General features: G+C 43.2%; 10 protein-coding genes. 3 read left to right on the forward strand and 7 right to left on the reverse strand.

Annotation, left to right across the window (positions count from 1 at the left end; genetic code table 11):
* Positions 1 to 17 precede the first annotated feature (17 nt).
* Positions 18 to 3170, reverse strand: coding sequence for a SusC/RagA family TonB-linked outer membrane protein (locus BFS30_RS03655; RefSeq protein WP_083251942.1), 3153 nt, complete (start codon positions 3168 to 3170; stop codon positions 18 to 20).
* A gap of 145 nt (positions 3171 to 3315) precedes the next feature.
* A complete protein-coding gene (locus tag BFS30_RS03660) occupies positions 3316 to 5592 on the reverse strand; it encodes an FAD-dependent oxidoreductase (RefSeq protein WP_069378027.1) in 2277 nt (758 codons plus the stop codon).
* A gap of 142 nt (positions 5593 to 5734) precedes the next feature.
* On the opposite strand from BFS30_RS03660, the gene BFS30_RS03665 reads away from it, so the two are divergent.
* Positions 5735 to 6748 carry a LacI family DNA-binding transcriptional regulator gene (locus BFS30_RS03665; protein WP_069378028.1) on the forward strand — a complete coding sequence of 338 codons (1014 nt, stop codon included), beginning with the start codon at positions 5735 to 5737 and terminating at the stop codon, positions 6746 to 6748.
* A gap of 32 nt (positions 6749 to 6780) precedes the next feature.
* Here BFS30_RS03665 and BFS30_RS03670 read toward each other — a convergent pair whose 3' ends face one another.
* Positions 6781 to 9513 (reverse strand): glycoside hydrolase family 78 protein, encoded by a 2733-nt coding sequence (locus BFS30_RS03670; RefSeq protein ID WP_069378029.1) that lies wholly within the window; start codon positions 9511 to 9513, stop codon positions 6781 to 6783.
* 253 nt (positions 9514 to 9766) lie between these two features.
* Between BFS30_RS03670 and BFS30_RS03675 the strand changes: the two genes are divergently transcribed.
* On the forward strand, positions 9767 to 12934 hold the full coding sequence (locus BFS30_RS03675) for a sensor histidine kinase (protein WP_167353123.1): 3168 nt from the start codon (positions 9767 to 9769) through the stop codon (positions 12932 to 12934).
* Positions 12919 to 13683: a response regulator gene (locus tag BFS30_RS27350; protein ID WP_083251944.1), complete on the forward strand. Its 765-nt coding sequence runs from the start codon at positions 12919 to 12921 to the stop codon at positions 13681 to 13683. The genes BFS30_RS03675 and BFS30_RS27350 overlap by 16 nt, the downstream gene beginning before the upstream one ends.
* Positions 13684 to 13691: 8 nt before the next feature.
* Here BFS30_RS27350 and BFS30_RS03680 read toward each other — a convergent pair whose 3' ends face one another.
* Genes BFS30_RS03680 through BFS30_RS03695 form a run of 4 tightly spaced genes read right to left on the reverse strand, consistent with a single transcriptional unit; the run spans position 13692 to position 22052 of the window.
* Positions 13692 to 15974 carry a GH92 family glycosyl hydrolase gene (locus tag BFS30_RS03680; RefSeq protein WP_069378030.1) on the reverse strand — a complete coding sequence of 761 codons (2283 nt, stop codon included), beginning with the start codon at positions 15972 to 15974 and terminating at the stop codon, positions 13692 to 13694.
* Positions 15975 to 15989: 15 nt separating this feature from the next.
* Entirely contained in the window at positions 15990 to 16961 is a 972-nt protein-coding gene (locus BFS30_RS03685) for a DUF4973 domain-containing protein (protein WP_069378031.1), read from the reverse strand.
* Between the two features lie 6 nt (positions 16962 to 16967).
* Positions 16968 to 18941 carry a RagB/SusD family nutrient uptake outer membrane protein gene (locus BFS30_RS03690; protein ID WP_069382282.1) on the reverse strand — a complete coding sequence of 658 codons (1974 nt, stop codon included), beginning with the start codon at positions 18939 to 18941 and terminating at the stop codon, positions 16968 to 16970.
* Between the two features lie 42 nt (positions 18942 to 18983).
* Positions 18984 to 22052 carry a SusC/RagA family TonB-linked outer membrane protein gene (locus BFS30_RS03695; protein ID WP_069378032.1) on the reverse strand — a complete coding sequence of 1023 codons (3069 nt, stop codon included), beginning with the start codon at positions 22050 to 22052 and terminating at the stop codon, positions 18984 to 18986.
* Positions 22053 to 22059: the final 7 nt, after the last annotated feature.

Here is a 22059-nt window from a genome sequence, read left to right on the forward strand (position 1 = left end):
TAATCTTTTTAACCGGTTTAAAAATTAGCGTTTAACCCTATCGTGATTGATCTTGGTCTTGGATATGGGGACCAGTCGAATCCCGGAGTCAGGGCAGTATGTCTGGTAGAAACCTCCGGATCCAGACCAGAATATCTGGTCCAGGTGATGAGGTTTTGAGCAGACACAGAAAACCGCAGGCTCTTCATTTTTAACGATTTCATCAATGATGCAGGTAAATTATAGCCAAGAGACACCGTTTTTAACCTGATAAAAGAGCCATCTTCGATGGTACGGGAAGAATAATATGCCGGCCCCTGTCCGCCTAACCGGTATAAATCATTGGTTTGATTTTCAGGGGTCCATCTGTTTGCAAAGGACTCAAACATGTTTAACAAGTTTCTCTGGGTAGGATCCCCACCTTCAAACTCTATACGGTTGGCGTTTAAGATGTCGTTACCATAACTCCATTGCAGGAAAATGTTCAGGTCGAAATTACCATAGCTGAAATTATTGCTAAAACCACCGATATGAACCGGATTCGGATCCCCGATTACACTGCGGTCATTATCATCGATCTGGTTATCACCGTTAATGTCCTTAAACTTAATATCGCCGGGAAGGATGTTGGCCCGTGGATTACCATTGTTGGGCACATTCGGTTTTAATACATAAGATCCATTTGGCTGAACTTCAAAGTCGCTATACTGATAGACCCCATCGAACGTCATTCCATAGAACTGAGCGATCGGTTGTCCTGGAACAGCGATATATGGGAAGGCGTTGTTAAAATTCCCCCAGGTGACCCTCGAAAGCAGGCTTGGTTCACCGTCATTCAGGGCAAGCACCTTGTTCCGGTTAAATGCAATGTTGAAACTCGAACTCCATGCAAACTTCTCCCCTTTAATGTTAGTACTGCTGAGGCTGAGTTCTATCCCGCTGTTAGATACCTTTCCTACATTTTTAAATGCAGACAAGAAGCCCATGCTAGGCGCCAGAGTAGCATTCAGTAAAAGATCATCTGTTTTTTTATGGTAATAATCAGCGGTTAAAGAGATGCGGTTTTTAAGGAAACTGAGGTCAATCCCCACATTGGACTGCACCGTGGTTTCCCATTTCAGCTTTGTATTTCCAAGGTTAACCGGTACAATTCCTTTTCCCGGAACATTTCCCGTAGGGTATCCGGTTGCAGGCAACATTTTCAAAGCAGTAAGTGCGGCATAATCATCCACCCGGTTGTTACCGGTATGTCCATATCCTACCCTGAGTTTTCCATCACTCAGAAAGCTTAGTTTCTTCATAAACGGTTCGTCGGTAAAACGCCAGGCAAATGCTCCGGAAGGGAAGGATGCCCACCTGTTGTTTTTAGGAAATCTGGACGATCCATCGGCACGGAAGGAAACCGTGAATAAATACTTCGATTTATAATTATAGTCGATCCTTCCCAGATAGGAAAGCAAACCATTTTTCAGATCTGAAACCGGAGCCACAACCAATTGTCCCTCTCCTAATCCTTTCATGCCCAGCGATTCATTCGGGATTTGAATAGAAGAAAAGCCATTCGAATAATTCCGGACATCCTGCATGGTTAAACCCGCAAGCACCTTTAAGGAATGTCCTCCCTTAAATTTGGTCTGGTAAGTCAAGGTGTTTTCATTTAAAAGATTGGTGATTTCGGTATTGTTGACCGAGCCATTTACTTTGTTGTTATTGTTCGGATTTCCAAGACGGGACGACGAATTATTGAAAATCTCCTGTCTGATGTTTGCTTTATTGAGTCCGCCGGTAATTCTTAAGGACAGATTTTCTAATATTTTATAATCCAGATAAGAATTGACCACCAGGGTGTTATTGAACAAAGGTTTATACTCGTTCTGTGCTGCCAGAAGCGGGTTAATCCGGTAATCGGCAGTCGCGCTTAAGTCCGGATCGTAAAGCTCATCGATCATATTGGCGTCGAAATCAATATTTCCGGTCACCGGGCGAAAGCCCCAGGCACTGTACATTAAACTGGCAGTAGGGCTTGTTTGCGATTCTGCGACCACCGTCCCAAATTTCTTTGAAGCCACGTAATTCAGGTTTACTCCTGCTTTCAATTTCTTACTAATGGTCTGATCTACAACAACGCGCCCCTGATAACGGCGGAATCCGCTGTTTATAATAATCCCCGGTTGTTCTAACAATGATCCGGAAATGGCGTACTTAGTTTGCTCGGTACCTCCGCGTAAGGAAAGACTATGGTTCTGAACATAGGCATTGCGAAAAATCTCATCCTGCCAGTTGATTCCTTCGCGGCCTCTATAACTTTCGAGTGTTTGTCCGTCTTTAAGATAAATGTCCCCGTATAATTCCGGATTTAGTTCTAACTGATATTTAACAAACTCATAAGGGCTTAACACCTTTTGTTGTTTGATGATAGAATTGATTCCTGCCCAGCCATCATAGCTGATTTGAGCTGCTCCGGTTTTCCCTTTTTTGGTCGTAATCAACACGACTCCATTTGCACCCCGGGCTCCATATATTGCTGTTGCAGAAGCATCCTTCAACACTTCAATAGATTCAATTTCTTCGTTGTTGATGCTATTGGCAGCGGCAATTTCTGTAGGAAAACCGTCAATTACGTATAAAGGAGAATTATCCTGTGTCACTGAGTTGGCTCCTCTGACGATGATATTCAGTTCATTTCCCGGTTGCCCATCGGCAGAAGAAACCTGCACTCCGGCAACCCTGCCCGCCAGGGCTTCCGTAAAAGTACCCACGGGTGCTTTGTTCATATCTTTTAGGTTTGCAGAGCCGACAGAACCGGTCAGATCTCGCTTAGTAGTGGTACCATATCCAATTACAATCACCTCATTCAATCCTTTGAGATCTTCATTCAGCGTAACATTGTAGGTACTTCCTGCAGCTAAAGTTACCTCCCTGGTCAGAAAACCAATATAGGAGAACACTAAAATCCCCCTCCCACCGGGAACGCCGATTTTATAGACGCCATTGTTGTCGGAGGAAACCACCGTTGTTTTCCCCTTTAACTGGATGCTCACACCAATAAGGGGTTTTCCTTCCTGATCGGATACTGTTCCGGTCATCAATTTGACAGGTAAAGCTGATTGTCCGTAGAGCAATTGCAGGGACATACAGAGGACCATTGATAACAATAGTCTTGTTCCAAAAATCGGGTAAATTTTTCTCATGCACTTAGTTTATATTTGGTTAGTTGGTTCAGTACAATTAGACCCGGGGCTTTACCTTCCCCGAATCTGTTGGCGGTTTAGGCCGAAAATAGCAAAACAAGGTTACCCCAAGGATAACAAATGCTTTACGTAGGTTCCATAAAACCTAATTATAGCATCGGATTGCAAACAAGGCAGCTGGTATATCTGCCGATGGATGCTCAAATTGCAACGTCAATTCATCGGTTAACACCGTCTCTTTCAATTCAATAATATTGATGGATTGGTAATTGTCTTTTTTAACAAAGAGCTGATTTCCATTTCCATCTGTTATGGTATAATTTCTAATACAAAAAGGCATTGTTCTTTCCGGATGGGTCATCAAGACTGATTCCATAGGATGATCGTAATCCGTATCAAAACAAAGCTCTATCCTGCTGATGCTGGTTTGATCCGCCCATTTTAAAGAGATCTTAGGATTTTGATCGTTGATCGACGACACCCAGGCATTGGGTCCATTGACAGGTCTGCCGATTCCATTTTTTAGTTGCTCAACTATAAAAGGATTTATTGGCGGATCTATTTTTAAAGCGATGTTATGCCCCTCAGGTCTGCGCTGCGGGCACCAGAATTCAAATTCATCCACGCCAATATCTTCCGTTGGTTTTTGGCTGCCAAAATTGGAAACGGCTTTATTTACGGAATTGAACACCGATAAAATGCCGGAAATGCGGGTATTGGAAAAGCCAAGTTTAACCGCAGGATTTTTTCTGAAACAAAGGTACACATAAGCGTTTTCGTTCAGTTTACTGCCAAAACTTGTGCTTAGTGTCTGAGCCCCGGTTTTTAGGGGTATTTGCTGAATTTCCAATAATTCATCAGGGCTAAAGTTTCCAGATTTGGTACTGATTCTGAGTTCGACTTGTAAGGTCGTTTCTTCTGATGATTCTAGTGAGAAAGTGAAACAAGGCACTTGCCCAGCCTGCAAAGGAATCATTTGTCCGGCGGAGATGTCGAGACTCTTCATGAAATCAAAAGGGATTTCATCGAGCTGCATTTCACTGGAAGCAGTAATATCTGCCGATTGTGTCAGGTCTGCGGCATCTGTCAATATCACCCCTGGAATATGCTGACCACTCTTCATCAGTTCCAGTTGCAGGGATTTCATCATCCCTTTTTCGTTAAGTTCTTTGGGCTGTAATCCATTTTTCTTTGCAATGAATGCGGCCATACCCACTGCTTGCCCCAGGTATGCTCCTGTTGCCATCACCCTCGAAGAGGCAAATGCGACATGGCTTGCACTAATGATCCTTCCGGTAAGGAAAAGGTTTTTGATGTTTCTGCTGTACAGGCACCGGTATGGTATCTGATAAATACCTTTACTATGCCATTGGTTACATCCTGGTTTATTGCTAAACACCCCATCTGCCGGATGCAGGTCAATAGACCATCCCCCATAACCGATGGCATCTTCATGCTGATGCTGGGAAACGATATCCTGTTGGGTCAACATGTAATCTCCTTCAAATCTCCGGCTTTCTCTTTTTCCCGGGATACTTCCCACCCATTCCAGTGTCATGGTTTCGGCTTCAGGAAATTCACCCGAATTTTTAATATAGTTCCAGACACCGTATACGACTTTCCAAAGTTCCTGCTTGATGTTTTCACTTTCATGAACGGTATCCATACGTCCGCCATATTCCAGCCACCAGAGTTTACAGCCAAATTCTTTGGCATTGAAACTTTTAAACCTTGGGATCTTTGTGATGTCGGCCAGAGCAAATGAAGGCGCAATATATTTGACGGGCTTGCCTGTGTCTTTACTATAGAAATAAATGCTATGTCCAAGAAGCTCTCCATACTCTTTGTCGGGCGCAAATTTTTCTCCAAACTCCTCTTTGTTCTCTGCTCCCATTCTAAATGCAGCTCCTGCTAAGAAACCTAAAATACCGTCTCCTGAGGCATCACAAAACAGACTGGCAGATAAGATATATTCGGTTGAGTTCTGGCTGCAAAAACATCTCACAGAGGAAATTTCATCGGCATCAGACTTTTCAAGGTCATATACCACTGTATTTAAGAGCAGTTTAATGTTTGGTTCCTGATATATTTTATCGAGTAATACGGTGTCAAAGATTACCGGATTACCTTCCGGATTGCGTTGCATGTTTTCAAGTAGAATTTCGTCAACTACTCCTCCTTCTCTGGCCCAACGGTTGTTATTTCCCATATGGGAGGTTGCTCCCAGGATCCATAACCGAACTTCACTTGATGAATTGCCACCCAGAACTGGCCTGTCCTGTACCAGAACAACTTTTAGCCCTTTTCTTGCAGCAGTGATGGCACAACATACACCAGATAAACCTCCTCCTACAACAACCAGGTCATAGCCGGCAGATTCTGATTTAACAGCTCTTTTCTTTTGAGATTCTTCCCTTATCATTTAGAAATATATTTGGTATTGGTTTCAAATGTATTCTGTACATGACAATTACGTATTGAAAATCAGGGCAAAATAAATTGGGAGCGCTCCCAATTTTAGGGACCGCTCCCATGAAACAGAAATTATGATATATTTGATCAGCATGAAAAATCATCAGATCACCATATTTGACCTGGCAAGGGAGTTAAATGTCTCTAAATCGACGGTATCGAGGGTATTAACAGGTCATCCGAACGTACATCCGGACACCAGGAAACGGGTATTGGACCTGGCAGAGAAGTTAGATTACCAGCGCAATATGATTGCGATACAATTGGCTACCCAACAAAGCCGTACCATCGGAATCATCATTCCCGAGATTTTGAGTTCATACTTCCCTTATGTCATTGCCGCCATTCAGGAAGAAGCCCGTAATGAAGGCTATAATGTGATCATCAGCCAATCTAATGAGTCGTATGAGACAGAGGTAACGAATGCGAAGGTCATGCTGGATAATCGCGTAGATGGGGTAATTGTCTCTATTACTAAAGAAACATTGAACTTCGATCATTTGAAGATATTTCAAAAGAAAGGAATACCAATTGTGTTCTTTAACCGGGTGTGCAATGAAATGGTGGTGCCGAAGGTTATTGTGGATGACTATGAAGGAGCATTTGCTGCGGTAGAACATCTGATCTTGTCAGGAAGAAAAAGGATTGCGCATTTATCCGGACCACCTTCATTAGCGATTAGCGTAAAAAGGTTGAATGGTTATCTGGCTGCATTAAAGAAACACCATATCCCGGCAGATCCGGAGCTGATCATATCGTATGACTTTAGCAAGGAAAAAATAGCCATATATGTGAATCACCTGATTAACCTTAAAAACCCACCTGATGCGATCTTTGCCATCAATGATCCTACAGCGATAGATACGATACAAATTATCAAAAAGAATGGTTTAAGCGTTCCTGAAGATATCGCTGTTGTTGGATTTAGTGATGATTACATTTCTGCGCTGATTGAGCCACCGTTAACCACAGTTGCCCAACCGGTGAGGGAGATTGGGATCACTGCAGCACAGTTATTATTCGATCAGATCAAGAAGGATTCTTCGCAATGGAAAACACCGGTCAAGGTACTTAAGACAAAACTGATTATTCGAAAATCATCATAAATTCAGTACATCAACTGAAGAGCACCTATTTATCATTTCATAGGGTACTCAAACTGATAGGTTCCTGAACCGATACTAAATCCAACATCTTTACCCTGAGTTGAGATCTTGCCAATCCTTTTAACCGCGTTTAGTTCCGTTCCACTCTCAGTAACCCGGGTATCGGCAGCAGCGGGCAAGCTGATCTCTGCAGTAGCATTTGCAGGAATCACCACTTTCAACTTAAAAATTCCGTTTTCAATTTTCCAGTCACTAACCGTTAAGCCATACAAAGTTTCCAGCTCTGCAGCCGCATGCGTAATATTTCCGCCTGGTCTGGGCGCAATCCTTACTTTTTTATATCCAGGTGCCGACTCATCCGTATCCAGACCTGCCATTACCCGGTACATCCAGTCCCCGATTGCACCATAAGCATAATGATTAAAGGAATTCATATCGGTAGTTTGAAAGCTGCCATCCTGTTTAATCCCATCCCAGCGTTCCCAAATGGTAGTTGCCCCCATTTTTACCGGATACAACCAAGAGGGATAAGTTTCCTGCAGCAACAACCGGTAAGCGATATCTGTACGACCAAAGCGGCTCAGCACATGACAAAGATAGGGAGTACCTAAAAACCCTGTTGTTAAGTGGTTGCCATAGCTCTCGATATTCCTGACCAGAAAGTCTACCGCTTGTGGTCTTAAATTTTCCGGAAGCATGTCAAAGTTCAGGGCCAGGACATAAGCGGTCTGAGATCCTGAAACCATTCGGCCATTGGGCGTAATATATTCTTTAAGGAATGCTTTTTTAATGCGATCCAGTAAAGCAGTATAATGATCCTCATCTGCTTTCTTTCCTAAAACTCTGGCCGTATTAATCAGCAGCTGAGTAGAATGTGCATAAAACGCCTGTGCGATCAGGTATTTATCAGTTATTGCCGAACGACCGTCATTATCATCATTCGGGCGATAAAACAACCAGTCCCCAAAATGAAAACCCGTATTCCAAAGATCATCTTTGCTTTTACTGGTCATAAAATCAACCCAGCCCTTCATACTTGGATACTGGGTAGCCAGTATTTCTTTATCACCATAAGCGACATACATGTTCCATGGTATAATGGTGGCTACATCTCCCCAACCTGTTGAACCGGCTTCATTTTCTCCCAACACATTGGGTACCACAAAGGGTACACTTCCATTCTTCAGCTGATCTGAAGCCACATCTTTCATCCATTTTGTAAAGAAACCAGCTACGTCCATATTAAATGCCGCCGTGCGGAAGAATACCTGTGCATCTCCTGTCCAGCCTAAACGCTCGTCACGCTGCGGGCAATCCGTAGGCACGTCCATGAAATTACCTTTCTGCCCCCACTCGATGTTGTGTTGTAACTGATTTAACAGCGGATTTGAGGTATGAAAGGTGCCTGTCGGATCCATATTCGAATAAACAGCCACCGCTTTAAAAGACGAGGGTTCTACCTTAGCTATATCTCCTGTTATCTTTACATAACGAAATCCCTGATAGGTAAAATGAGGTTCATAGCTTTCCAGACCGCCTCCTTTAAAAATGTATTTCACATGCTGTTTGGCATGCCGGAGATTGGCATCATAAAAATTGCCTGCCTTATCCAGTACTTCTCCATGCTCCAGCTGAATATAAGATCCTGCTTTAGCACTGAGTTTAAAAGATACCCAGCCCACCAGGTTTTGTCCAAAGTCAAGAACAGTCTCTCCTTTTGGCGTTTTGATGAGCTTAACCACGCTAAACTGTTCGTGTTTTTGTGCAAGCGGGCTAATGCTGCTTTCCAATATTTCTTTATCTGCCTTCATCACCACTGCTTTCTTCCAGCTTGCATCGTTATAATTTACGGTAGCCCAATCCTTTTTCTCCAACCTTGCATCGTAGATTTCTCCATTGTACAGGTCTGAAAAAAGAATAGGCCCTTCAGTGTATTTCCAGCTGCCATCACTATTGATGGTTTTCTTTGTACCATTGGCATATTCAATCACCAGTTGTGCCAGAGCGCTTAACCGTTTGCCATAATAGCCGCGTTTACGATCAAAACCAAGGTAACCACGATACCATCCATCGCCCAGTGTAAAGCCGATAGCATTTTGGCCATCTTTCAGCAAATTAGTCACTTCATAACTCTGGTAAAGTAATCGTTTATGATAACTTGTCCATCCCGGTGCCAGCTGATCATTTCCAATGCGTTTTCCATTCAACTGAGCTTCGTATAAACCATGTGCGGTGATGTAAAGTACCGCAGATTTCACCTTTCCTTCAGTAGCAAAGACCTTCCTGAAAACAGGGCTTGGCCCTTCAAGTGTATCTGCCAAAGAAGTACTGATCCATTGAGCTGACCATTCAGCAGGACTAAACAAACCGGTATGCCATGAATTGACGTCACTCCAGCCTGATCTATTGCCTTGATTGTCTTTTATCCTTACCTGCCAGTAATAACGTGTATCCGATTTTAAAGGGGAACCTCCGTAGCGCACAAAAACAGAAGCCTCGGTTTTCTGATCCCCACTGTCCCATACCAATGCTTTCCCTGCTGATAAACCCACAGAATCTGTACCTACCCGTATCTGATAAGCACTTTGCATGACATTACGCTTTGAGGAAACGATCTTCCAGCTTAACCGTGGTTCAGCAGCATCGATTCCCATTGGGTTTTTACGATATTCCGTTCTTAAAACGCTCACACTTAATTGCTGCGCAACAGCAGATAAATGAAATCCCATACAAAGTAATACGATTCCTATATAGTAGTTTTTCATAGTTGATGATTGAATTTTTTGTGGCCCCCGACTTCTTTTTTTAAGGGAGTAGCCCGAAAATAAATCAATGATTCCAAACTGGCAACCTGCTCCATCCTGTATGCAGTTTCATTAGACATCAGCCGAAAATAATTCAATAATTCAGCCCGACCCCGCAGATTTGAATCAATATTTCAGCATTTTGTATCAATCTCTATTATATACTAAAAGCAATGATATCTTTAATATATTTGAGATAACGAGCCAAATAACATTGAAGATAATCACTATTATTCTTTTGCTGCTATTCGCAGAAATATTGCATGCACAACCCTACTATTTTAAACACTATCAGGTAGAAAACGGGCTGTCTCATAACAGCGTATTTTCCAGTGTTCAGGATGATAAAGGGTTCATGTGGTTTGGAACAAAAGATGGTCTGAACAGGTTTGATGGTTACTCCTTTAAAACGTATCGGCATGATCCTGCAGATCCGACAAGCCTGGGAAATGATAAGATTTATTCCCTGCTCAGCAATAAGACTGCAGGCCTTTGGGTAGGCACGGATCTCGGGCTTTACAAATACAACCCGGAAAAGGAAACCTTTAGTCCGGTAAAGGAGACGCTCCAGATTGGCATCCGCAGCATACATATCGATAACAAAGGCAACTTATGGCTCCTTGCCAATAACAAGGTGTATCGCTATAATCCAGCAAGCAAAGCATTTTCAACAATACCAGTGAAGGACTCATTTGAAGTGGGTTCAATTTACTGCCGGTCGAACGGAGAAATTTTAATCACCAGCTCCGATGGAAAAATTGCTGTATATGAGCCCCGGAGCAACTCTTTTATTACCCGTTATCAAATGAATAAAAATAGTTCGGTTCGCATTGGCTGGATTTCGGTATTCACAGAAACGAAAGACAATCAGCTGCTGCTTGGATCCAATAACCAGGGGATTAAACTATTTGACCTGAACACAAAAGTGCTAAAAGATGTGATCACCCTGAATAAGGACCAGACTCATATTTTTGTAAGAGACATAGAGGCCAGAAACGACCACGAATTCTGGATCGGCACGGAATCAGGGTTATACATCTATAATCATCAGACCGGAAGCATTTCTCATTTACAAAAACAATACAGCAATCCCTACACACTTTCCGACAATGCCATTTATTCGGTATGCAGGGACAGCGACGGAGGCATGTGGATGGGAACTTATTTTGGCGGGACCAACTATTACGCTGCCCCCTCTTCCATTTTCACCAAATATTTCCCGGAGCAACAAAAGAACTCCATTAGCGGAAGTGATGTCCGCGAAATTTGTAAGGATAAGAACGGTAACTTCTGGATTGGCACCGAAGACGCGGGCCTGAATAAACTGGATCCCGGAACCGGTCGCTTTACTTCCTTTTTTCCAACGGGAAGCAAGACCACGATTGCGCATTCCAATATTCACGGCCTGGTAATGGATGGCGACCGGTTATGGATCGGCACTTTTGAACATGGATTGGATGTGATGGACATCAACACCGGCCTTGTGGTTAAACATTATGTACCTGGAAAGGGGAACTCACTGAAATCCAGTTTCGTATTAAGTCTCTTCAAAACCAAAAGCGGAGAAATATTGCTTGCGACAACGGTAGGCCTCTATAAGTATAACCGCAAAAAAGATGATTTTGATGCCATACCGGGCATGCCTTTTCACTTCTTCAACAATATCATGGAGGATAGTGAAGGGAACATATGGGCTGGAACCTATGATAAAGGGCTTTTTCGCTTCAGGCTGGGAGACAACCGGTACATCAACTTCATGAATAAACCGGAAGATAAAAGCAGCCTGAGCAACAATACCATCAACGGGATTTTTGAGGATAGCAAAAAGAACATCTGGGTGGTTACTGATGGTGGCTTATCCTTACTGGACAAGAAAAAACTAAGCTTCAGATCTTACCATACCAGTCATGGATTCCCAAGCAATTTCCTCTTTAGAATTCTGGAAGATCATGACCATAAATTATGGATCAGCAGTACCCGCGGACTGATTCGGTTTGATCCTGAGACAAAAGAAGTAAAGACCTATACCAAAGCTGATGGTTTACTTACCGATCAGTTTAACTACAACTCTTCCTATAAAGATACCGATGGCAGAATGTACTTCGGCAGTCTGAAAGGAATGATTAGTTTCTTACCGGAACAGCTCAACACCACTACTAAAACAGCCCCCCTATTTCTAACCGGCTTCCAGATCGACAATGCCGAAAGTCCGGATCCTGCAGCAGCGAAAGTGTTGGACAAGTCGGTGCTTTATACAAAGAGCATTACCCTGAAACACAACCAGTCGTCCTTTAGTATAGACTTTGCAGGAATAAGTTACGCTTCGCCCGAGACAACAGAATATGCCTATAAGATGACAGGTCTGTACAACAGCTGGGTATATTTAAAGACCAATAGAAAGGTGTATTTTACAAAATTAGTACCCGGAACTTATACCTTTCAGGCAAAGGCGATGATTAGCGGAAGTAAGGCCTGGAGTACAGATAATATTCGGCTAAGCATCACCATTCTGCCTCCTTTCTGGAAAACCTCATTAGCCTATGCGCTTTATTCCATTCTTTTCCTGGGATTGATTACCGCGCTGATCTTACAGTATCATAAAAAAACAGACCTCAAAAATAAGAGAAGGATGAAGCTCTTTCAGCATCAAAAAGAGAAAGAGATCTATCAGGCCAAGATTGAGTTTTTTACCAATGTAGCACATGAGATTCGCACGCCGCTCACCCTGATCAAAGGGCCGATGGAAAAGATCATGAAGTATTCAAAAGAGGTACCCATTATTGAGAAGAATCTGAAAACGATGAACCGAAACACAGATCGCTTGCTGAACCTCACCAATCAATTACTGGACTTCAGAAAAACAGAGGTTCAGGGGTATTCTTTAAACTTTGTCAAAGTCAACATCTCTGAACTTATTGAGGATGTCAGAATACAATTTCAGGATGCTGCAGAGAGCAAACAGCTTAGTTTTGAAACCGAGCTTCCTGCAGCTCCGTTTTTTGCCTATGTAGACACCGAGGCATTGTATAAGATTATGAGTAATTTGGTGGACAACGCGATTAAGTATGGCAAATCAACAGTAAAAGTGGTATTGAGCTTAAATCTGGAAGAAGATAAGTTTAGCATACAGACCATAAATGATGGACTTAAGATTGCACCGGAAATAAAAAACAAAATTTTTGAACCTTTCTTCAGATCCAGAGAAACCGAAATGCAACGGGGTACCGGTATTGGATTATCCATATCAAGATCACTGGCAGAACTGCATCAGGGTCGTTTATATCTCGAAGAAAGCGGTCCGGACTATAATGTATTTGTGGCGGTGTTCCCGATTCACCAGGCAATGGAATTTAACTTAGACGGAAAATGGAAAAAGAGATAACGATTCTGCTCGTAGACGACAACGAAGAAATTTTAGAATTTATCGCAGATGACCTGAGTGAAAAATTTCAGATCCTGACGGCAACGAATGGCCTGGAGGCGCTTTCAATTTTGGAGAACGAAATGGTCCATTTAATCATCAGTGATGTGATGATGCCTGAAATGGATGGTTTTGAATTTTGTATGAAAGTGAAGTCGAGCATTGAATTCAGTCATATTCCCTTAATTCTTCTGACAGCCAAGGACACCCTGGACTCTAAAATACAGGGTCTGGAACTGGGAGCAGATGTATATGTAGAAAAACCATTTTCACCGGAGTTCCTGCAGGTACAAATTAGTAGCCTGATTGCGAACAGAAATAAGATTAAGGCCTATTTTTCCAGTTCGCCGCTACTGCACCTGAAAGGAATTGCCCATTCTAAAGCAGATGAGCAATTCCTGGAGAAAATACAATGCATCATTGATAAAGACATCAGCAACCCCAATCTGGATGTAGATCATCTGGCCAGTCACATGAACATGAGCAGACCTACCCTATACAGAAAGATCAAATCCATTTCAAATCTAAGCCCCAATGAGCTGATCAATATTTCCCGTTTAAAAAGAGGTGCAGAACTCTTGCAGCAAGGTGCTTTAAAAATCTATGAGATTTCCGATCTGATTGGATATAGCTCTCAAACTCATTTTGGAAGAGTCTTCTCCAAACAATTCGGAATGTCTCCTACGGAATATGCCAATCACAAATCATAGCATTTTCTTTATTTTCCGATATCCTTACTGCTTAAAGAAAATGGCTGGTCTGCTTCGGCAATTCCTCGTGTCAGTTCCGGCTGGTCTGACATTTCCAGTTTCAATACCCCTCCTTTTAGAATATCGCCGTGGCGAATAAAATTAGCGGTATAGCTCTTTCCATTTAAAGTCGCAGATTTTATATATACATTTTTCGGACTGTTTGCCGGAGCCTCTATAATAAATTGCTTTCCATTCTCAAGATTGATGGTGGTTTTCTTAAACATCGGACTGCCGATCACATATTGATCAGTACCAGGTGTTACACTGTAAAACCCCAGCGCACTCAGTACATACCAGGAAGAAGTTTGGCCCTGATCCTCATCTCCGGGATAACCATTTTCTGTAGCGTCGTAAAGCCTGCTCATGACCTTCCTCGCATGAAATTGAGATTTCCAGGGTTGACCGGCATAATTATAGAGATAAACCATATGCTGAATGGGTTGGTTCCCATGCGCATATTGCCCCATGTCTGCCATCACCATTTCTGTCATCTCGTGAATCATTCCGCCATAGGTACCCACATTTACGGTATTAGGCTGGCTGAATACAGAATCCAGTTTGGCGGTGAAATTTTGCGGGCCTTCCATTAAATTGACCAGGCCTTTGATGTCCTGAAATACCGACCAGTGGTAGTGCCAGGCATTTCCTTCCGTATAAGGCCCTCCCCATTCAAAAGGATCAAATTTTGGTGTCCATTGTCCTTCCGCATTCTTGCCTCTCATAAATTTTGTGGAGGGATCATATACATTTTTATAGTTGTACATCTGCCTTTCGAAAATACGGGCATAAAAATCGTTTCCGGTCATTTTAGCCAGGGCCCAGGCACAATAATCATCGTAAGCATATTCCAACGTCTTTGCCGTGGCCTCTCTGTATTTAGGATAGGGTACGTAGCCCAGCTCAAAATATTCCTTCCAGCCATCTCTACCATTTGCAGGCCCCCAGGGTCCCTTGTTGCTGGCTTCATGTAAATAAGCAGCCAAAGCTTCTTCAGGATCAAATGTCCTGATTCCTTTTGCCCAGGCATCGGCAAGCAAAGAGATCGCATGGTTACCAATCATACTGCCCGCTTCACTTGGAAAGGACCAGGAAGGCAGCCAGCCACATTGTTTATAAGCATCGATTAATGCCTGCATATAGCGCCCATGCATCTCCGGATGCATGAGGGTATTTAGCGGAAACTGAGCACGAAAAGTATCCCAGAAACCAGTATCTGTAAACATATAGCCCTGATGCACTTTTCCATCATAGGGACTAAAATAATAAGGCTGTCCCTTCCCATCCAGTTCGTAAAACTTCCTTGAAAAAATACTGGCCCTAAAGAAACAGGAATAGAAGGTTGCTTTATCAGCCTCAGTTCCGCCTTCAACAATAACTTTCGATAATGACTTATTCCATACCTCAGCAGCTTTAGCCTGGGTAACTTCCAGCGTTTTATCGGCGCCCAGCTCTCTGCTCAGGTTCAATTCGGCCTGTTCCATGCTGATATAAGAAGAGGCCGTTTTAACCTGCACCTTTACGCCATCCTTAAACTGAAGATAAGCACCTATGCCCGGCCCTTCTGCTGCTGTCTCCTCTGCATTAATGATGTTTTTCCTGTTTTCCCATGTTCCATAAGCTTTAAATGGCTGATCAAAGCGGATCACAAAGAAACTCCTGAAACCTTCTTTGAAGCCCTCTCCATTGTTTACAAAACCCGTAATCTTGTTTTCCTTTGGATAAATTTTAACCCCACTGATACCGGTATAGCCATCCAAAACTAAAAAGCTTTTCTTACCCGCCGGATAGCTAAACCTCAAATGAGCGCCCCGTTCAACAGGGGAGATTTCGGTACTGATCTGATTTTCAAACCGGACTTTGTAGTAATTGGGCTTAGCAATTTCGTCGTTGTGACTGAACTTCGCTTCCCGGTCATTTTCATTAACTACCAGGCGGTCTGTCATTGGCATTAAAGAAAACACAGCATAATCCCTGGACCAGGAACTGCATTGATGTGCCTGTTGAAACCCCCTTATTTTATCTTTAAAATATTGGTACTTCCAACCATCTCCATTTCTTCCCGTCTGAGGTGTCCAGGTATGCATGGCAAAAGGCAGGGCCGTGGTAGGATAGGTATTTCCCCTGGTGAGTTCATGTTTTGAATTGGTTCCCTGCAGGGTATTTACATATTTTACAAGGTCTGTCTGCTGTGCGGAAACCTTTATCCAGGTCTGCAGACAAATAAAATAGACGATAAATTTGAGTTTCATACTGCGTGATAAAATTTAGGGTATAATGATCGTTCCCTGTTGGTCTTCATCAGGAATTAAGGTATTTCTCTTTCTTTCCAGTACCATCGACCCAACAAACCGGTAGTCAATTGGGAATGCCGGATTCGAAATGTCACTATACTCATATTCCAGATAGACGGTAGTATAGGTTCTCTCCAGATACGGAAGAACACCATCTTTTTCTTTCTTCACCGTATAGGTGCCGCGTTGCTGCGAAAACCGGATTGCGGGATTCTCAGCGCTCAGTGTTACGGTCTTATCAGCTGCATTAAAGGATGCCTTTATTTTATATTCGCGACGATCAAGTGCTTCTTCTTCCGTCACACCGGCGAAGAAGAAGACCGTCTTTTCATCTACAACATAGGCATTTCTATAAGGTACGGTTAATGGCTTTTGCTCATTCTGAGGGCGACTTCGATCCCAAACCTCACCGGCAATAGAGTATTTCCCGGAATAGTCATTAAATGGTACAATCCGCATCAGGGATTTTTTATATCCCCTGCCGGTAGCAATAGCCAATGAGGAAGTGGAGACGATCTGCACAGGTAAAATGTATTTATTACTAAAATCCAGTCCGGCCAGCTTCAGGTTCAGGTCGAATGAACCTACATTACTACCCGATGGGATGGTGGTGCTCATCGACCCAAATTCATAATACTCCTGAGGAAGTTCATTGAAGTACAAATCACTCCTCAGCCTGAACCGCTCGAAATTAAGATTTTGAAGGGTGTCTCTATCCGTATTTATCGTCACACTAACATTCCCGCTGTTCTCTGTCGATCCGCTTACGATAACAGGAACTTTAACCGGGATGGAGCCACCCGCCGCGCTATATTTAACATGGACTTCCACCACGCCGTTGTTAACAAATGAAACCGATTTCCGGAATAACTCATCCTTCCACTCCTTATTACAGGCACTGATGAGCATGCAGCCGATTAAAGCCAATATATATCCTCTTTTCATAAAATTTTAGTTAAAAGTAGTCCAACCTGGATTTTGGGTCAATTTTCTGTTTTTTCTCAATTCACCATGCGAAATAGGCCACAGATACATTTTGTCAACGAAAATGGTAGGCATAGAAGGAATTGGTACCGGGGTATTAAATAAGTCCCGCTGACTTTCCGTCATATTCATATTACAGCCTAACACGGGGCTTGCTTCTTCAACAGGAGCATCCTTCCAGCGTCTGAGGTCAAAATACCGCTGGCCTTCTGCAAACAATTCTACCTGTCGCTCTCTTTTTATTGCTTTTCTTAGCAGCTCCTGGTTTCCATAAACTTCGTTTCCAAAATCCGGAAGCCCGGCTCTGACACGTACCTCGCTTAAATATTTGCTCATTTCTGCGATATCTCTGCCCACAGATATGGGTTCACCGGTGTAGCTCGCAACCATATAGGTTCCGTTGAGCTCGTTCATCGCCTCGGCATAAATCAGTAAAATATCAGCATATCTCATCGCTGGCTCGACTTTCGGCACAATGAAACCGCCTTCCATATAAGAATCAATTGGGTTATAATATTTCTTGATACCCAGACCTGTCCTGATGTAAAAATCGGGAGATGAAGCCTGTTTTCCATTGGGATGATCCCTATAATAAAAGATCTGTATGTGCCGGTCGTCTGGCCTTAAGGCACTGGTATTTTCCCATATGCTTCCATTATAGGCAACAGAGGCATAGAAACGCGGCTCTCTTTCTGCATACTGCAAAGATACATTTGCAGGCAGTGGTAAATGTGATGTCGCATCAGTCGTGTATCCTTGTCGGCGGGGAAAAGTGGAAATATTACTTCCGTCATTCATATAATAAGCATCAGCTTGTTTCTGCGTAATTCCATGGGTATTCCACCCTTTCATAGAAAATGGCATCTGATGCAGCACCATCTGGTCTATTCCTTCTGTACTTTGCTCTGTAACCCTTGAAAAGATCAGCTCAGGATTATCTGAATAAGAAATGGCACCATTAAACAATTGCCGGTAAGATTCAAAAGGATCAATATTTTTCCACCCCTGAGGGAAGTTCTCATTTGAATATTTTGGGTGATGAGGAGGCACTATGGTTTTAGGTTGACCGGGCCCCTGATCAGCCGCTTTAAAGGGAGCGGTGAATAACCGGTATACATTCATGTTGATGACATCCCGGGCTGCCGCTGCTGCTTTCGCCCATTTTTCGTTCTTATATTCCTGAGGGATCAGTTTATTGCCTTCATTATCCACCAGGCCTGCAAATGCCGTATTGCCGTTGAATAAAGGGCTTGCTGCAAAAAGATAAACTTTTGCCCTTGCAGCCAGGGCAGCACCTCTGGAGGCCCGTCCTTTATCCCGGTTGCTATTGGAAACAGGCAGATCTTTTGCCGCCAGTGCAAACTCCGCAGTGATGAATTCTACACATTCGTCGTAAGAACTTCTCGGCCTTGCAATCTCTTTATACTCCTTGGTATAATCTTCCCCTTCATCAGGCAATAGCGGAATTGGTCCGTATTTCCTCAGCAGTAACCAGTAATAATAGGCCCGGAGAAACCTCGCCTGAGCCTTCGTATCGGCCACTTCACTTTTACTCATTTCCTGATTGCGATCGATGTTATGAATAAAAATTGACGCATCGCGTATGCCTTCATAGCAAGCCCCCCAGGTGCCTTGTTCGGCTTCCTCATTGTATTCGCCATTTTTGAAGGTTTTATAAGTATTACTGCGGTCGCCATAAAACATATCATCAGATATGAAATTAAAAGGTGTGAGTCCCTTACTCGCAACTTCTGCGTTGGCTCCCCGAAGATGCGTGTATACATCTGCAAGCCATTGATGGGAATAATTTTTATTTGAGAAGACTTTATCCAGACTCAGACGGTCTTCTTTAAAATAATGCTCTGTGTTCAGGTATTTTTTACATGCCCCCAATGAAAGCAGTACACCGGATAGCATCACTATATAAATATATTTTTTCATCAGTCTATTTTGTTTGTGGTTCATAATTGATTACCTCTATCTCTAAAAATTGACGGTCAGTCCGAGGGTGATGGTTTTAGAGATCGGATAGTTCATGCCATTGCCGCTACCCAATTCCGGATCCCAGATTTTCAAGCTATCCCATACCGCAAGATTATACCCCATCACATAAACCCTGGCCTTGTTGACATGAATGGACGACATCAGGCGGGAGGGTAAAGTATAGCCCAGCTCTACATTTTTCAGCCGCAGGTAAGCACCGTCCCGTAGCCAATAGGTAGATTCTCTATAGTTGTTTGCATTTCCCCCATAACTCAGACGCGGGTATTTGGCATTGGGATTCTCAGTGGCCGGGTTTCCTGAAATTTCTTTGGAGATCCAGCGGTTTTTAGGATCGCCTACCTCTGTTAACACATTCCCCCAGCCACTATCCACAAAGGGATACACACTTGCTCCGTTGATAAAATAAGAAGAACTACCGGCACCCTGTAAATGAATATTGATGTCGAACCCTTTCCACAGCACAGAAAAGCCAAAGCCATAGATTAAACTCGGAACACGTGACGCACCAATCGGTACCACATCATCATTGTTGATGATACCGTCTCCATTCACATCTTTGTATTTGACATCCCCCGGCATATATTCCCCGAAGGTTTGTTTAGGGCTGTTTCTGATTTCTTCATAAGATTGAAACAAACCCAAATCGATCAGTCCCCTCGCCTGTCCGAAGCGATAACCCTGTGTCATCCGATAAGGTAAGTTGTTCGCTTCTTCGTCAAACTCCAGCACTTTATTTTTAGCATAGGTGACATTTCCACGCAAAGTAAATTCTACCTCATTAAAGCGTTTGTTAAAATTAAGCTGTCCGTCAAAACCTCTGGACTCCATCTTGCCCACGTTTGCCCATGGCTTACTTGGTACGCCAACCATGGCAGGCAGATGGTCCCTTCTTTTAAATATCTTTTCCCGGGTGTCTTTGAAGGCATCCAGTCTGAAAGAGAATAAATTCCCCAACACATTCACATCAAAACCTAAATTATGCTTCTTTGCTACCTCCCAGGTCAACTGATCAGATGCAACCTGTGAGAAATATAATCCGGTATAAATATTCGGACTGATGCTCTCGCCAAAATTGTATCCTGCTCTTTCTTTGATCTCGCTCAGGTAAGGAAAACGATTGGCACCGAAATTATCATTACCTACTTCACCATAAGAATAACGAACCTTAAAAAGGTCCAGCCATTTCGTTTTTTTCTTCAAAAAGGACTCTTCAGATATGTTCCAGCCTACAGATACTGCCGGAAAAAATCCGAACTGATGACCTATCTTAAAATTCTCTGAACCGGTATAACCGAAGTTGAACTCTGCCAGATAACGGTCTCTATAGCCGTACATCAAACGTCCTGAAACGCCCATATTACGCCTGGCAATGCCTTTGATAATGTCTCCGCCAACATTTGAAGTTTCCCGCTGTTCGCGTTGGTTGTACTTGATCAGAGCCCCGATATTGTGTCTTTCGTTGATAACCGTATTGTAGATCAGGTCCGTTTCCAATACATTGATCCGTTCTCCCCAGGCATTCGACTCCTGATACATCAGCCTTTCCGGCGACACCCGTTTCATGATTAAGTTACCATCTCTGTCCCGTCTGCGTTCTACATTATATTGTTCCGGCCATTTCATCCGGTTGATGTTGTTGTCGTTATTGGTATCGTAAGCAAAACGGACAATAGTTTGCAGGCCTTTGGTCAGGAAATCCAGCTTTTGTTCAAGCGTGACGTTGATCTCGTTTTTATTTTTCCAAAACTCCCGGTATCCAGTTTGAGTAGCCAAAACCCATGGATTAGTCCGGTCACCGGTTCCAAATGAAGGAACCAGGCCATTGGAGTACATTACAGGTGTAGAGACCGGAGATTGTCCGACCAGTGAATTCCAGATTCCTGAAGTCAGGCCCGGAAAATTCTGCTTTTCAAGGAATCCGGAGACGCCCAGCTTCAGCAAAGTGGTTTTGGTAATGTCCATATCCACATTCGCCCGGTAATTAGACCTGGACATATTCGCATTGGTATTGTAGTCTTTAAGCGATTTATCTGATTTATACATTCCTTCTTCTTCGATGAAACTTCCGGATACGTAATACCGAACTGTTGATCCCCCACCGTCCAGGTTAAGGGATGCCCTGTAAGTATTGGCACCATCGCGCAACATCACATCCTGCCAATTCACATTTGGATATAAATCAGGATCAAGACCATTTTTAAACAGCATCAATTCGATGTCGGTATATAACGGTTCCTGATTACGTGTCGTCTTTGCTTCATTCACCAGGCCTGCATAAGTTGGCCCATCCACAAATTCCGGTGTACGGGTACGGGTAAGGTAACCGTATTCCGTCTTCCCGTTGATGTTTATTTTACCTGCATGTCCTTTTTTGGTGGTGATGAGCACCACCCCATTTGCCCCCTTTGAGCCATAGATTGCCGTAGCTGAAGCATCCTTCAGGATGGAGAAAGACTCGATATCCTCAACATTAATCTCGTTAAATGCACGTTCGAATCCATCTACCAGCACCAGGGCAGCAGTATTGGCTCCGAAAGTTGAAATTCCGCGAATCCAGAATTCAGAACGGTTGTTTCCCGGTTCTCCGGAACCTTGCATGGCAATTACCCCCGCAACATTTCCTGCCAGGGCATTGGTGATGTTTCCGGTTGGCGTACGCAGGTCTTTCACGTTAACCGTGGTAATGGCTCCTGTTACGGTCACCTTTTTTTGAAGCCCGGTACCGGTTACCACCACATCAGTGAGCACATTTGCCTCACTTTCCTTTAACAGGATCGAAATAACAGTTTTGCCGGCTATCTGGATTTCCTGCTTTTCGAAACCCAGAAAAGAAAAAATCAGGGTACTATACATTCCGGTTTTGATTTTATAATGTCCGGTTTCGGTGGTCATTGTTCCCAGTCCGGGACGGTCTTTTACGACTACAGTTACTCCCGGGATAGGTTTATTGTGGATATCTTTTACAGTTCCTGTGACCTCTATATCTCCCTGCGCATATATACTTATGGTGCAGAAGAGCAGAAGTAATGTGATATAATATAGTTTCATTTTAAGG

The sequence above is a fragment of the Pedobacter steynii genome (assembly GCF_001721645.1).
GTDB lineage: Bacteria > Bacteroidota > Bacteroidia > Sphingobacteriales > Sphingobacteriaceae > Pedobacter > Pedobacter steynii_A.

Excerpts from the sequence above, each read along its gene's own strand:
- BFS30_RS03655 (WP_083251942.1), bottom strand. The coding sequence starts at position 3,170 with ATGAGAAAAATTTACCCGATTTTTGGAACAAGACTATTGTTATCAATG.
- BFS30_RS03660 (WP_069378027.1), bottom strand. The coding sequence starts at position 5,592 with ATGATAAGGGAAGAATCTCAAAAGAAAAGAGCTGTTAAATCAGAATCT.
- BFS30_RS03665 (WP_069378028.1), top strand. The coding sequence starts at position 5,735 with ATGAAAAATCATCAGATCACCATATTTGACCTGGCAAGGGAGTTAAAT.
- BFS30_RS03670 (WP_069378029.1), bottom strand. The coding sequence starts at position 9,513 with ATGAAAAACTACTATATAGGAATCGTATTACTTTGTATGGGATTTCAT.
- BFS30_RS27350 (WP_083251944.1), top strand. The coding sequence starts at position 12,919 with ATGGAAAAAGAGATAACGATTCTGCTCGTAGACGACAACGAAGAAATT.
- BFS30_RS03680 (WP_069378030.1), bottom strand. The coding sequence starts at position 15,974 with ATGAAACTCAAATTTATCGTCTATTTTATTTGTCTGCAGACCTGGATA.
- BFS30_RS03685 (WP_069378031.1), bottom strand. The coding sequence starts at position 16,961 with ATGAAAAGAGGATATATATTGGCTTTAATCGGCTGCATGCTCATCAGT.
- BFS30_RS03690 (WP_069382282.1), bottom strand. The coding sequence starts at position 18,941 with ATGAAAAAATATATTTATATAGTGATGCTATCCGGTGTACTGCTTTCA.
- BFS30_RS03695 (WP_069378032.1), bottom strand. The coding sequence starts at position 22,052 with ATGAAACTATATTATATCACATTACTTCTGCTCTTCTGCACCATAAGT.